The sequence below is a fragment of the Croceibacterium xixiisoli genome, assembly GCF_009827305.1.
In the GTDB taxonomy this organism is placed as follows: Bacteria; Pseudomonadota; Alphaproteobacteria; order Sphingomonadales; family Sphingomonadaceae; genus Croceibacterium_C; species Croceibacterium_C xixiisoli.
In genome coordinates, this window is the sequence record NZ_WTYJ01000004.1 from 295,038 (window position 1) to 308,011 (window position 12,974).

General features: G+C 62.8%; 12 protein-coding genes. 8 read left to right on the forward strand and 4 right to left on the reverse strand.

Annotated elements, in window-relative coordinates; translation table 11 throughout:
• Positions 1-178: 178 nt before the first annotated feature.
• Positions 179-430: a hypothetical protein gene (locus tag GRI97_RS17290; protein ID WP_161392464.1), complete on the reverse strand. Its 252-nt coding sequence runs from the start codon at positions 428-430 to the stop codon at positions 179-181.
• Positions 431-546: 116 nt separating this feature from the next.
• On the opposite strand from GRI97_RS17290, the gene GRI97_RS17295 reads away from it, so the two are divergent.
• The 5 genes from GRI97_RS17295 to GRI97_RS17315 all read left to right on the forward strand — a co-directional run bounded on the left by GRI97_RS17295 (position 547) and on the right by GRI97_RS17315 (position 6,952).
• A complete protein-coding gene (locus tag GRI97_RS17295; protein WP_161392465.1) occupies positions 547-765 on the forward strand; it encodes a hypothetical protein in 219 nt (72 codons plus the stop codon).
• A complete protein-coding gene (locus GRI97_RS17300; RefSeq protein ID WP_161392466.1) occupies positions 758-1,561 on the forward strand; it encodes a Crp/Fnr family transcriptional regulator in 804 nt (267 codons plus the stop codon). Before GRI97_RS17295 ends, GRI97_RS17300 begins: the two co-directional genes overlap by 8 nt.
• Before the next feature lies 1 nt (position 1,562).
• Complete coding sequence (locus tag GRI97_RS17305; protein WP_161392467.1) at positions 1,563-2,333, forward strand: SDR family oxidoreductase; 771 nt, start codon at positions 1,563-1,565, stop codon at positions 2,331-2,333.
• A 412-nt stretch (positions 2,334-2,745) separates the two neighbouring features.
• The gene (locus GRI97_RS17310) at positions 2,746-5,841 is read left to right on the forward strand and encodes an autotransporter outer membrane beta-barrel domain-containing protein (RefSeq protein ID WP_161392468.1); all 3,096 of its coding nucleotides are present in this window, start codon (positions 2,746-2,748) and stop codon (positions 5,839-5,841) included.
• Between the two features lie 52 nt (positions 5,842-5,893).
• Positions 5,894-6,952, forward strand: coding sequence for a TIGR03032 family protein (locus GRI97_RS17315; protein ID WP_161392469.1), 1,059 nt, complete (start codon positions 5,894-5,896; stop codon positions 6,950-6,952).
• 19 nt (positions 6,953-6,971) lie between these two features.
• Here the strand turns inward: GRI97_RS17315 and GRI97_RS17320 are convergent, their stop codons facing one another.
• From GRI97_RS17320 to GRI97_RS17330, 3 genes are all read right to left on the reverse strand, one after another.
• On the reverse strand, positions 6,972-7,370 hold the full coding sequence (locus GRI97_RS17320) for a DUF6180 family protein (protein WP_161392470.1): 399 nt from the start codon (positions 7,368-7,370) through the stop codon (positions 6,972-6,974).
• A gap of 113 nt (positions 7,371-7,483) precedes the next feature.
• Positions 7,484-8,569: a histidine kinase dimerization/phosphoacceptor domain -containing protein gene (locus GRI97_RS17325; protein WP_161392471.1), complete on the reverse strand. Its 1,086-nt coding sequence runs from the start codon at positions 8,567-8,569 to the stop codon at positions 7,484-7,486.
• Positions 8,570-8,785: 216 nt separating this feature from the next.
• Positions 8,786-10,075, reverse strand: coding sequence for an MFS transporter (locus tag GRI97_RS17330; RefSeq protein ID WP_377019995.1), 1,290 nt, complete (start codon positions 10,073-10,075; stop codon positions 8,786-8,788).
• An 87-nt stretch (positions 10,076-10,162) separates the two neighbouring features.
• Between GRI97_RS17330 and GRI97_RS17335 the strand changes: the two genes are divergently transcribed.
• From GRI97_RS17335 to egtB, 3 genes are read left to right on the forward strand one after another with little or no spacing between them, the layout of a single operon-like run.
• Positions 10,163-10,780, forward strand: coding sequence for a flavodoxin family protein (locus GRI97_RS17335; RefSeq protein ID WP_161392518.1), 618 nt, complete (start codon positions 10,163-10,165; stop codon positions 10,778-10,780).
• A 29-nt stretch (positions 10,781-10,809) separates the two neighbouring features.
• Positions 10,810-11,775 (forward strand): L-histidine N(alpha)-methyltransferase, encoded by a 966-nt coding sequence (egtD, locus tag GRI97_RS17340; RefSeq protein WP_161392519.1) that lies wholly within the window; start codon positions 10,810-10,812, stop codon positions 11,773-11,775.
• Entirely contained in the window at positions 11,772-12,968 is a 1,197-nt protein-coding gene (egtB, locus tag GRI97_RS17345; protein ID WP_161392472.1) for an ergothioneine biosynthesis protein EgtB, read from the forward strand. Before egtD ends, egtB begins: the two co-directional genes overlap by 4 nt.
• Positions 12,969-12,974 lie beyond the last annotated feature (6 nt).

Here is a 12,974-nt window from a genome sequence, read left to right on the forward strand (position 1 = left end):
GCCGACCATTGAACGCCTGTGGCATCATACCCTTTGGCGGGCGGTTCGTTCCGTGATAAGGTCTGGCCTTGGCCTCAGGTTTAACCCGAGGTTGTGCATGAGGAAGGCCCCGCCTCCTGCTCCGGTGCAACGGAGCGGATGGCAGGGCCTTTCTTTTTTGATCAGCGGTTAAGCCGGATCAGCCGAGCAGATCGCCGCCATCCGATTCCGACCAGCTTTCGGTGATCCCACCCAGGATCGAGCCAAAGTCGAGGTCAGTGCCGAATTCGGTGCTCTGGTAATCAGTTGACGACGAACCGTCTTCATCCACGTCGTGGCTGTAAGTTTCATTGCTGAAATCTACAGACAGGACGCCGGTGATGTCAGAAAGCAGGCTGGACGAATTCGAGCTGCTGGCGTCGTCGGCGAAAAGGCTGGAAAGCAGGGGCATAGTCATTCTCCGTGTTGTGCATGGTGACCATGTCGATCACGGTAAGGAAACGGCCCGGCAGAGAATTTCGATCCCGCCGCCCCAACGCCGGAAATCGGCCGTAACCGTTTCGGCGCATGATCTCGATCATAGCGGATAATCGGCGGATTTCTGCGGAACAGCGGGCATCTTGCCATTGTCCCGGCAGCGCCGCCCGAATTCCGTTGCATTTTCCGGACATGATCCAGATCATAGGTTTTGTCGGCTGGCGTGATCCGGTCTTGCGGCCAACCGAATGCGTTTTTTTAACCATCGCACCCGATTTCGCCGCTCGCGCGTTGCGCAACCATGCCTGATCTGGTCGATACGCTGGTTAACGAGCGCCCTTCCGCCCTGCAGACGAGCTTCCTGGCGCACAAGCTGGTGGCCCACCGCAATGTTCATGATGCGGACGCCCGCCATCTCGACACCATTCTGCGCCGCAATCAACGCACGGTGGAACCGGGCACGCCGTTGATGGAGCTTGGCTCCCCCCATAGTGAAATCCACATCATCCTCGAAGGGTGGGCCCTGCGCCGCAAGATCATGCCCGGCGGCGCCAGCCAGATCGTGGCGTTGCATCTGCCGGGCGACATTTGCGAATTCAACGCGGTGCTCGGCACGGCGTCGGACACGGAAACCATCGCGGTCGATCGCGTGCGGGCCGGCACCATATCCGCCCGCGCACTGAACGAACTGGCCACCCATCCGCGCCTCAGCCGCGCGCTCTGGCTGGAAGCGATGGCCAGCGGATCGATCCAGCGGCAATGGTTCGCCAATATCGCCTGCGCCAATGCCGCCAGCCGCATGGCCCATCTGCTGTGCGAACTGGAACTGCGGCTGGATCTGATGGGCGCCTCGCAAACGCAGCGCGGCGGCGGGCGGCTGTTCGCCTGCCCGCTCACCCAGATGCATCTGGGCAACGCAGCGGCCATGTCGGTCGAACATGCCAACCGCACCCTGGCGCAATTGCGGCGCCAGTTCGGTCTGGTGGCCCGCAACGGCCAGATCGAGATCGGCGATCTGCCGGCCCTGCAGGCCTTCTGCGGCTTCGACGGCAGCTATATCGCGCTCGAAACCAACAACCGCGCGCTCGCCATGGCGCACAATTGATATGCGTACCGCCATCGTCACCGGCGGCGCCCAGGGCATAGGCAAGGGTATCGTGCAGCATCTGCTGGCCGAAAGCTGGCGGGTCGCCTCATTAGACAGCGACGCCGATGCGGTCCGTGAACTGGCGGCAGAAATGCCGCTGCCCCAGCTGCTCAGCCTGAAGGCCGATGTATCCCGCGAAGCCCAGGTCGCCACCGCCTTTGCGAAGATCACCGCGTGGAACGATGCGGCGGATCAGCCGCCCGGCGTGGATCTGCTGGTCTCCAACGCCGGCCTCGCCGATCCGGTCAGCGGCCCGATAGAGGATTTGTCGCTGGACCGCTGGCGCCAATGGCAGGACAGCCATGTCACCGGCGCCTTCCTGATGGTCCGCGGTGCCGTGCCGCTGCTCCGTGCGCGTAAGGGCGCGATCGTGCTGATGGCATCCACCCGCGCGATCCAGTCCGAACCCGATTGCGAAGCCTATGCCACGGCCAAGGGCGCCCTGTGCGCGCTCAACCACGCACTGGCGATCAGCCTGGGCCCGGATATAAGGGTGAACGCTATCCTCCCTGGCTGGATCGAAACCCGCCCCTGGCAGAAAGCAGCGGCGCGTAGCGATGTTGCCCATCGCGATATCGATGAGGCGCAGCATCCGGTTGGCCGGGTGGGCACGCCGACCGATATCGCCGCCACCGTCAGCTTTCTCGCTTCGGAAGGTGCCGGCTTCATCACAGGGCAACAGATCGCGGTGGATGGCGGCATGACGCGGCGGATGATCTACGCGGGGTAGGGGTAGGTTTGCGTTCGCCTTCGGTCATGGAGGTGACACCCGATATGGCCCGCCGCATTCCCGAAATTTTGTCATTCCCGATAATGCCGGAGGGTGGGGAGCTTAATCCGCAGAATCCCGCCACCTTGATATGTGAACAGGCGCGCGAACGTTGCGGCGGCCCTAAAGTTTCAACCTGGTCAATTATTTATTATCAACCCATTCGGGATCGAATTGGCTTGTAGGCAGTATCGCATTCACTTGACCGAAAAATCGGACGAGTGGTGCTTTGTGCAGGCGGAACCGCGCAACACACCAAAGAAGAGGTAATACGGTTTCGTCGAGGGAATACGTCATGACATCGATATGTTCACGAAGTGGCGCGTCAGCGTCCGTTTACGCTCGCCTGAAGCTCGGCAGCGCACTGGCGCCCATGGCTATCGGCCTTGTTGCGTTTGCGTCGCCGGCATCCGCGGCCAATGAATGCGGGATCGCGCCCGCGGGCGGCGGCACCGTGATCTGCGATGCAGACACATCTTATGCCTCTGGCATTTCCTATCCCGCGCAGGCCGATGGCCTGGTCGTGCAGCTGGAAAATGGCGTTTCCATTGCGACGACGGCGGATAACACCGGTGGCGTCTCGATCGGCGGGCTCGGCACCGGAGCGATCGCTCTGAACGGAGCCGGCGGCACAGTCGCAACCTCGGGTGCGAATTCGCATGGGGTCGAACTGACCAGCGTGGCCGGCCCGGTTTCGGTCACGGTCGGTAATGTGTCGACCTCCGGCGCCCTTTCTGGCGGCGTGCGGGCCCTCGGCGGCATCGATGGCGACGTGACGGTCGTCACCGGCAATGTCACGACCACGGGTCTGGAAGGCAGCAGCTTCTTCTTCCTTCCCAATTCCACCGGCATCACCGCCACCGCCGCGGGCACCGGCAATGTCGCTGTGACCTCTGGTGCCATCAGCACCGCCGGCGTGGGCGCACGCGGCGTCAACGCTAGCGCAGCAGCAGGCGATGTCACGGTCACCACCGGCGCCGTCACCACCACCGGCAGCAATGCGGTTGCTGTCGCTGCCAACAGCGATACCGGCAATGTCAGTGTCACCACCACCGGTGCCGTCAACACCAGCGGCGACAGTGCGAAGGGCATTTACGCCACCGCCCGCAACGGCAGCGCCGCAGTGTCGGCCACAACCGTCACCACCGCCGGCTTCAACGCCACCGGTATCGAAGCGCTTTCCGGCGAAGGCGGCAGCACCGTCGATTTCGATGAGGTCTCGACTGCGGGCACATTGGCGACCGGCGTGATCGCGGGTTCGACCGGCGGCGATGTCACCATCACCGGCGGCGATGTGACCGCGACAGGTGCCGTCTCCTCGGCCATCTATGGCTATTCCGACAGTGGCGCTGTCACCGTCACCACCACCGGCGATGTCGCATCGACCGGCCGTGGCGGCTTCGGCATCTACGCCGCTTCGACAACCGGTGACGTTGCGGTTTCAGCCAATAATGTCTCGACAGTGGCCGCCGATGCGGCAGACACTGCGACCAGCCGCAGCGCGATCTATGCAGAAGGCGCCAATGCCAGCGTCACTGTGACGGGCACGGCCGCCATGGCCGGCCAGGCGCTTTATGGTGGTCCGGCCAACGCCGTCACGGTCATCGCCACGGATGGCAACGCCGTGGCTGACGTTCGCAATATCACCTCGACCGGTGCAACATCGCAGGCGCTCAATGTAACCGCCACGGGCAATGCGACAGCAACCGTGCGCGGTGCGGTTTCGGCCACCGGTACCGGTGCCGACGCGGTGTTCGTCGATGCTGGTGACAGGGCCGTTGTCACTGTCGCCACAGGTGGCACGATCGCTTCGACCAATGGCAATCTGATCACCGTGAATTCGGTCAATGGCGCCACGATCAACAATGCCGGCGTGCTGGGCGCTGCCCAGAACGGCTACACCCTAGCTGTCACCGGCGGCCCGGCCGTCATCAACAACAGCGGCACCCTGCGCAGCGATATCCTGCTGACCGCCGGCAATGACGTCGTGAACAACAGTGGCCAGTTCGTGCTGGCTGAAAATCCGGACTTCGGCGCCGGCAATGATGTCTTTAACAACACCGGCACGGTTGCCCTCGTCAGCGGACGCACCACCGCCGGAACCATGACCATGACGGGGCTGGAACAGTTCAACAACTCCGGCCTGGTGGACCTGCGCAATGGGGTCAGCGGTGACAGGCTGGTCCTGCCCGGTGCCTTCACCGGTTCGGGTGCGTCCCGGCTTGGTCTGGATGCCAACCTCGGCACCGGCGCGTCCGATCGCCTTGTCGTGGGCGGAGCCGCCACGGGCAGCACAACCATTCTGATCAATCAGACCGGTACCGATGCGCTGTTCAATCCCGGCACGACCCTGGTGCAGGCTGGAGCCGCTTCGTCGGCCAATGCCTTCAACCTTGGCGGCGCCGGCGGCGGAATGGATGCCGGTCTCGTCCGCTATGACGTGGTCTACAACCCGACCAACTTCTCCTACAGCCTGGTGGGTGGTCCCAGCGACGCGGCCTATCGCACGCTGAACTATGTGGAAGGCGTTCGCAGCGTCTGGCTGAAATCGGCAGATGTCATCGGCACGCAGCTGCAGGTCCGCCGTGACGAGCTCTGGGCGCGGGGTGAAGGTGAAACCAGCGGCAAGGTCTGGGTCCAGATGCATGCCTCGGTCGATGACCGTGACAATGGCGGCAATTTCTCGGCCTTCGGCGCAACGCGTGGCGTCAATACCGGCTACAAGCAGGATTACTTCGGTGGTCAGGTCGGCCTCGACATCGGTGGCGGCAGCGGTGAACGCGGCGGTTTCGCCTTCGGCGTGACCGGCGGTTACATCTCGTCGCCGATGCGATTTGACAACTCGGCTGACGCGATCGACTTCGATGTGGTCAATGTCGGCGTCTATGGCAGCTTCACCAGCGGCAATGTGTTCATCAATGGTCTGGCCAAGTATGATTATTACTGGGCAGAGGGACACAGCGAAGCTGGCGGTTTCCGCAACAAGTGGAAGGGTGACGCCTATGGCGGCCGTGTCGAAGCTGGCATTCGCTTCGGCAATGACAGCTTCTATGCCGAACCGGCGGTGAGCCTGGCCTATGTCAAATCGGATCTCGACAGCTTTGCCTCGCAAGGTGTCGCCGTAAACTTCGACGATGAGGATGGGCTGCGTGGACGTGCAGGCGCACGTCTGGGCACGATGATGAACATCTTCGGCGCAAAGGCATCGATCTATGCAGGGGGCAACTATGTTCACGAATTCAAGGGACGCGATCGCGTTACCTTCGTGAGCGGCGGCCAGACGCTGACCTTCGAAAACAATCGCGTGGGCGATTACGGCGAAGCGAAGCTGGGTGTGGAAATTCTCCAGACCAACGGCGTCAGCGGTTTCCTTGAAGGGACCTATATCAAGTCCTTCAGCGACAACAGCGCCAACCGTTCCAGCATCGAAGGCGGCGGTGGCCGTGCCGGTGTGCGAATTCGCTTCTGATGAATACCGGGATTGCGCATAATCTGCGCAATCCCGTTGAAGGACTGTGTTGATGGCCCATGCCGAAAATGCCGGGGCCATCCCCCCGAAGGTTGATTTCATCGTATCGCCGGGGCTGCCGAAATGGCTGCAACAGCACAGCACCTCGTTCGGCTTCACATCCTACCAGACCGGGCAACTGTTTCTGGTAGGATTGATGCCGGATGGCGGCATCTCTCTAAATCAGCAGAATTATTCCCAGGCCATGGGCCTGTGCTGGGATCAGGGGCGCCTCTATCTTGCCAGCAAGTTCCAGATCTGGCGGCTGGAAAACATGCTCCGGCCGGGCCAGATCGGCAATGATCGTTTCGATGCGGTCTTCGTTCCCCGCAATGCGCACACTACGGGCGATCTGGATGTGCATGAACTGGCGGTCGATGCCGCCGGCCAGGTGATTTTCGCCAACACCAGCTTCTCCTGCCTTGCCACCGTCGACCCGGTCCACAGCTTCCGTGCCTTGTGGAGGCCTGCCTTCGTATCGGAACTGGCCCCCGGTGATCGGTGCCATCTCAATGGCCTGGCCATGCACGACGGAGCACCCGCTTATGTGACGGTGGTTGCGCGCAGCGATGAGCCGGGAAAGTGGCGAGAGCATCGCGCCAATGGCGGCATGCTCATCGATATCAGGACCGGCAACATCCTCGCCGATGGTTTCTCCATGCCACATTCGCCCAGAGTGGTCGGAGACAAGGTTGTTCTGCTCGATTCCGGTCGCGGCTACATCGTCGAAGTGGATATCGCCAACGGATCACGCAGGAATATCGCCTTCGTCCCGGGCTTCATGCGCGGGCTCGAAATCCACGATGGCTTTGCGATAGTGACACTCTCCAAGCCCAGATATGGCACATTTGCCGGCCTGGATCTCGACGCGGAGTTGCAGAGGCGCGGGCTGGCTCCATGGTGCGGTGTGGTGATCATCGATCTCCCCACCGGCCAAATGGTCGAATGGTTTCGGCTGGAAGGCGACATCACCGAACTGTTCGATGTGGCGGCCATGCCATCCATCGTAGCCCCCATGTCGCTTGGGCCAAATTCAAACGAGCTGATGGATACGATAACATTCCTGCCGTGAAGTCACCGCATGCCCACCATCACCGCCCCGCGCGCAGCACTGCCTGACGGACATTGTCTGCTACGCGTTGGGCTGCAGCGCTGTTGGCCTGCTGGTGGTCCAGCGCCTGCACCACCACCGCGGTCTTGCGGTCCACTGCGATGCAATAGACCGTCAGCGATGCCCCGCCATTGCGCGGGCCGGATGCCAGCACGCCCAACTGATTGGGATGCAGTTGTCGCACGGTCGTTGCATAGCCCAGCGCGGTGGAGGCCTGTTGCGCGGTCGTCAGGCAATCGGCCACGCTCAGCTTGGTCGTGTCCAGCCGGTCGACGTGATAGGACAGGCCGAACTGCTCGCCTGCCGCCACGGCCGGGGTGGTGCCGGCGGCGCTCAAGGCTGCGATGGCGGCGACGGCGGGGATGAAATTCTTGCGCATGTTGTCCTGTCCTCACCCATGATCTGGTGAGGGGAAACGCCTTGTCCTGTTACCTGCTCCGCCGAGCGGCAGAGGAAGCGACGGGCGGAGGCTTGGCTGCGCCCGGCAGAAGATCAGCCGGCATTGCCTGTCAGGGTCAGCCGCATGCCGCCATCGGCGCTCCAGGCAGGTGCCGTCCCCAGCGATGCCGCGACAGAGCGGATCACCTGCGAACCCAGGCCCGAGCCGGCGGCGGCACGCTCGGCAGCGGCGGCATCGGCCGTGCCGTCGTCTCGGCACAATATTTGCCAGTCGTCCTGCTCCACCGTGATCGTCACGCTGATGGTCCCGTCGCGTTCCGCCAGCCCATGCTTCACGCTGTTGGAAACGAATTCATTCACGATCAGCAGCAGCGAATTGGCCAAGCCGGCTGCCACGGTGCCTTCGCTGGCGGCGATGGTCAGGGCAACACCGCCCGGCAGCAATTGCTGCAGCTCATCGCTCACTCGGCGGAACAGCGGGGCCAGTTCCACATCGCCGCCATCGGCCGTATCGTGGAATTCGGCATGCAGCGCTGCGAGCGATCGTATCCGCGCGCCCACATCGTCGAGCGCTGTCCGCACATCCGGCGACGGGGATCGCCGCGCCTTCATCGCGATCAGTGCGCCGATGGAGGCCAGCGAATTCTTTACCCGGTGGTCGATTTCCCGCCGCAGCACCTTTTCCGCTTCCAGCGCCAGCCGCAGATCCAGTTCGCGCATCACCTGGCGCGCCAGCACCTCCAGCACCTGTCGCTGGGTGGCATCCAGCACACGCGGCTTGTGGTCCAGCACGCATAATGTGCCGAGAGGCAGGCCGTTGGCGCCCTTCAGAATGGCCCCGGCGTAAAAGCGGAAACCCGGTTCACCCGTGCACAACGGGTTGTCGCTCATCCTTGGATCGGCCAGCGTGTCAGGGATTTCGACGAAATCATCCTGCAGGATCACATGGCCGCACAGGCTGGTGTCCAGCGGAGTGGATCGCACGCCCAGGCCCACCTCGGCCTTGAACCACTGCCGCCCTTCATCGATGAAATTCACAACGGAAACCGGCGTTTTGCACAATTGCGACGCCAGGGCGACGATCTCGTCGAAATCCGTCTCCTGATCCGTGTCCAGAATCTGATATCGGCGCAATTCGCGCAGGCGTTCGGTTTCGCGCGGATGGAGGGCTGGTTTCATCGTTGTCCTGTCAATGGCATGGGCCCGATGGCACCCCCGTCAGCCGGCCGGGGCGCCACCGTTGCGGCATCATGCCACCCATCCACAATCAGGCATCGCTGTCGATAGCACAGTGGACATTCGTGCAAATAAAGCCGGCGCTGGCAAGATCATGAACGCGACAATTTTTTGTTCAACCGCAGTTCCCCGTTTTTCAACCGCGTCTGGCTGATTGGATCAGGGGCTCTGTCGTTTCATCAGGCGGGGGGCCGTTTCGGGCATGGTCAGCAGCACTGGCAAAACACCCACGGCAACCAGCGCGATCATCAGGCCCGGCACGGCGGGCCAGCCGGTATGCTGCAGCAGCAATTGCGCAGCATAGGGCGCAAATCCGCCGAATATCGCCGTGGCCGTGGTCGCGCCAAAGGCCAGGCCGCTCAGCCGGCCTTCGCCGGGAAATTGTTCCGCCGTGGTCACCGCGCCCACGGCGCTGACACCGCCCGCGACCACCGCCAGCACCATGGCGCCGGCCAGGGCTCCGCCATGCGATGCCCCGGCCAGCAGGGTGAACAGCGCCATCGGCAGGAATGCGCCCGCGATCGCCAGCCCGACCAGCACCGGCTTGCGCCCGATCCGGTCCCCCAGCGCGCCCACCAGCGGCGTCACCAGAATCACGGTAAAGGCGGCCAGTGTGGCCAGCCACAGCGCCTGTGCCTCGCTCAATTTGCCGACCGAGGCGAGATAGACCGGCACATAGGTGATTCCGACATAGTAGGTGATCGATCCCAGCGCCGAAATCGCGAAGCCGCGCGCGATCCCCTTGCGATGATGGCGCAGGGCATGGATCAGCGGGCTGCGCGGCACCGATCCGGCCCCCTGCTGCCGTTCGAAATCGGGCGATTCCTGCATGCTGGCACGGGCAATCAACACGGTTCCGGCCAGCGCTGCGCCGATCAGGAAGGGGATGCGCCAGCCCCAGGCGATCAGATCGGCATCGCTGAGCAGGGTGACCGTCAGTGCCGAGACACCGGCAGCCAGCAGCGCGCCAATCTCGCTGGCGGCGGCGGCGATGGAGGTGATCAGGCCACGGCGTTCCGCCCGCGCGCCTTCCAGCAGATAGGCGACCACGCCGGTATATTCGCCGCCGACCGAAAACCCCATCACGCAGCGGATCAGCAGCAGCGCCGCCCCGGCCGCTGCGCCGATCTGCGCCTCTGTCGGCAACATCGCGGTGGCCAGCATGGCAGCGGTCATGATCGACATCGATGCCAGCATGGTGCGCCGCCGCCCGTAACGATCCCCGATATGGCCGAACACCACGGCCCCGATCGGCCGCATCAGATAGGCGACGGCAAACCCGGCCAGCGTGGTCAGCACCGACAAATCACTTTCGGCGAAAAACACCCGCGACAGCACGGTGACGAGATAGAGATAGAGCGTGAAATCATACCATTCGACGATGGTCGAAAGCGCGGCAATCGCCAGCGAGGTGCGGGAAAGGGGCGGTTGCCCGATAGGCTGCGTGATCGTCGCCTCCTGATTTTTGCGCGGAACAAAGGGCGGATGCCGCTTGTTCAGAACCCGAGCAGTCCACTGCAACGGATGGAATACATCATGCCGCTTAGAGCGATAGCACTCAATTGCACCCTTAAGCCGTCTGATGGAGAGCCATCGTCCACTGATGCCATGATCGGATTGCTGGTTTCCGAGCTGAAAAAACAGGATGTGGAGTTCAGCGAAACCATTCGCATCGCCGATCACAATGTGAAGCCGGGGGTGTTGTCGGATGAAGGAGAAGGCGATGACTGGCCGGATATCCGTCGCCGTATCCTGGATCATGATATTCTGATCTTCGGCACGCCCATCTGGCTGGGCCAGATGTCGAGCGTCGCCAAGCGGGTTCTCGAGCGGATGGATGCTTTCTTGGATGAAACCGACGATTGCGGCCGAATGCCCAGCTTCGCCAAGGTCGCGGTGCTTGCTGTAGTTGGCAATGAGGACGGTGCGCACAGCATCAGCGCCTCGGCCTTTCAGGCGCTGAACGATACGGGTTGGACCATTCCTGCTTCCGCTGTGTCCTATTGGGTGGGGGAAGCAATGGGCAGCACCGACTTCCGCGATCTGACGGAGGTACCAGATACCGTCAGCCAGACGGCGGCCATGGTCGCAGCCAATGCCGCCCATCTGGCGGGCTTGCTCCAGGGCAATCCCTATCCCGGCACACCGCAATGAACGCGGTTACGCTGATGGGCCGCGCGGCCATGGGTTCAGTATCGGATGATTTCACCACGCCGGAACAGGCAGATTTTGCCGCAGCCGTGCAGACTGGACTGTCGCAACGACCGCGCACCATTCCTGCGCGGTTCTTTTATGATTTGCGCGGATCGGAGCTGTTCGAAGACATCACCTGCCTGCCAGAATACTACCCCACCCGCACGGAAACGGCGTTGTTGCGCCGCCATGCGGCAGATCTCGCGCGGCTGGCGGGGCAGGGGCGCCCGATCATCGAATTCGGCGCCGGGTCGGCGACCAAGACCCCGCTGCTGATCGCCGCCACGGGCGCGAGCACTTATGTGCCGGTGGATATTTCGGGCGAGTTCCTCGAACAATCGGTCGCCACATTGGCCCAGGCCCATCCGCAACTGCGGATCGTGCCGGTGGTCGGTGATTTTTCCCGCCCTCTCGATTTGCCGCAACTGAACCGCCCGCTGACCGGCTTCTTCCCCGGATCGACGATCGGCAATTTCGATCACGCCGCTGCGGTCGATTTGCTGCGCTCGTTCCGGCAGACTTTGGGCAAGGATGCGCGGCTTGTGATCGGTATCGACACGGTCAAGGATGTGCCTGTGCTGGAGGCTGCCTATGATGACGCAGCCGGTGTAACCGCCGCGTTCAATCTCAATCTGCTGCACCGGATCAATCGCGAACTGGGCGGCACCATTCCGGTCGATGCCTTCGAACACCGCGCCGTGTGGGATGCGGCGCATGGGCGGATCGAGATGCATCTTCTGGCCACGCGCGACGTGGAATTCCGCGCCGCTGGCCAGAACTTCACCATGCCACGCGGCGAAACGATCCATACCGAAAACAGCCACAAATATACGCTGGCCGAAGCACGCCTGCTGGCCCGCTCATCCGGCTGGGAGCCGACCGCTTTCTGGACCGATGCTGATGGGCTGTTTGGCTTGCATGTCTGGACCGCCACCGATGATGGAGCCCAGCCATGACGCTGGCCGTCGCGAGTGATGGGCCGACGCCATCCCCGCTAATCGCCAGGTTTGCCGAGGTGCGCGGCGCGACGGAAAGGCTGATCGCGCCGCTTTCGCCCGAGGATTGCCAAGTGCAGTCCATGCCCGATGTCAGCCCCACGAAATGGCATCTGGCGCACACCAGCTGGTTCTTCGAAACCTTCCTGCTGCAACTGCATTTGCCCGGCTATCAGCCGTTCGATCCGGCGTTCGCGGTGCTGTTCAACTCCTATTATGTCGGCATCGGCGAACGCCATCCCCGACCGGAGCGGGGGCTGCTGAGCCGGCCTTCGCTGGCCGAGGTTCTGGCCTATCGCCACCACGTTGATGCGGCGATGCTGGAACTGATGGATCAGGTTCCCGAGGCGGAATGGGCTGGGCTGGTGGAGCTGGGATGCCAGCATGAACAGCAGCATCAGGAACTGATCCTGATGGATATCCAGCATGTGCTGTCCTGCAATCCGCTGCAGCCTGCCTATCACTGCCACGCTGCCGAACCAGCCTTGGCGGCGGAAACGGCATGGGTGGACATACCCGGCGGGCTGTATGAAATCGGTGCTGTCGGTGATGGCTTTGCCTTCGACAATGAAAGCCCGCGTCACCGGCTGTGGCTGGAACCTTTTTCTATCGCCAGCCGGTTGGTGACCGCCGGGCATTATCTGCAGTTCATCGCCGATGGCGGTTATCGCCGGCCCGATCTGTGGCTGTCCGATGGCTGGAACACCGTCGAAAGCTGCGGTTGGCAGGCGCCGCTTTACTGGGCTGAGCATGATGGATCATGGCAGTGCTTTTCGCTCCATGGCCGGGTGCCGGTCGACCCCGATGCGCCGGTGCGGCATGTGAGCTATTACGAGGCGGACGCCTTTGCCCGCTGGGCCGGGCATCGGCTGCCCACGGAAGCGGAATGGGAAGTGGCCGCCTGCCGCGCTTCGATCGATCAGCTGTATGATCAGGCCTGGCAATGGACGGCGTCTGCCTATTCCGCCTATCCTGGATTTGCCCCCGCTGCCGGTGCGGTGGGCGAATACAATGGCAAGTTCATGATCAACCAGATGGTGCTGCGCGGCGGATCGATCGGCACGCCGGATGGCCATTCGCGCGCCAGCTATCGCAATTTTTTCCCCCCTGCGGCGCGCTGGCAGTTTGGCGGCATCCGGCTGGCGCGTGGCTGAGCGGTT

Coding starts and splice junctions, on each gene's coding strand:
- GRI97_RS17310 (WP_161392468.1), top strand. CDS start 2,746: ATGGCTATCGGCCTTGTTGCGTTTGCGTCGCCGGCATCCGCGGCCAAT.
- egtD (WP_161392519.1), top strand. CDS start 10,810: ATGGGTTCAGTATCGGATGATTTCACCACGCCGGAACAGGCAGATTTT.
- egtB (WP_161392472.1), top strand. CDS start 11,772: ATGACGCTGGCCGTCGCGAGTGATGGGCCGACGCCATCCCCGCTAATC.
- GRI97_RS17335 (WP_161392518.1), top strand. CDS start 10,163: ATGCCGCTTAGAGCGATAGCACTCAATTGCACCCTTAAGCCGTCTGAT.
- GRI97_RS17305 (WP_161392467.1), top strand. CDS start 1,563: ATGCGTACCGCCATCGTCACCGGCGGCGCCCAGGGCATAGGCAAGGGT.
- GRI97_RS17320 (WP_161392470.1), bottom strand. CDS start 7,370: ATGCGCAAGAATTTCATCCCCGCCGTCGCCGCCATCGCAGCCTTGAGC.
- GRI97_RS17315 (WP_161392469.1), top strand. CDS start 5,894: ATGGCCCATGCCGAAAATGCCGGGGCCATCCCCCCGAAGGTTGATTTC.
- GRI97_RS17295 (WP_161392465.1), top strand. CDS start 547: ATGATCTCGATCATAGCGGATAATCGGCGGATTTCTGCGGAACAGCGG.
- GRI97_RS17325 (WP_161392471.1), bottom strand. CDS start 8,569: ATGAAACCAGCCCTCCATCCGCGCGAAACCGAACGCCTGCGCGAATTG.
- GRI97_RS17300 (WP_161392466.1), top strand. CDS start 758: ATGCCTGATCTGGTCGATACGCTGGTTAACGAGCGCCCTTCCGCCCTG.
- GRI97_RS17290 (WP_161392464.1), bottom strand. CDS start 430: ATGCCCCTGCTTTCCAGCCTTTTCGCCGACGACGCCAGCAGCTCGAAT.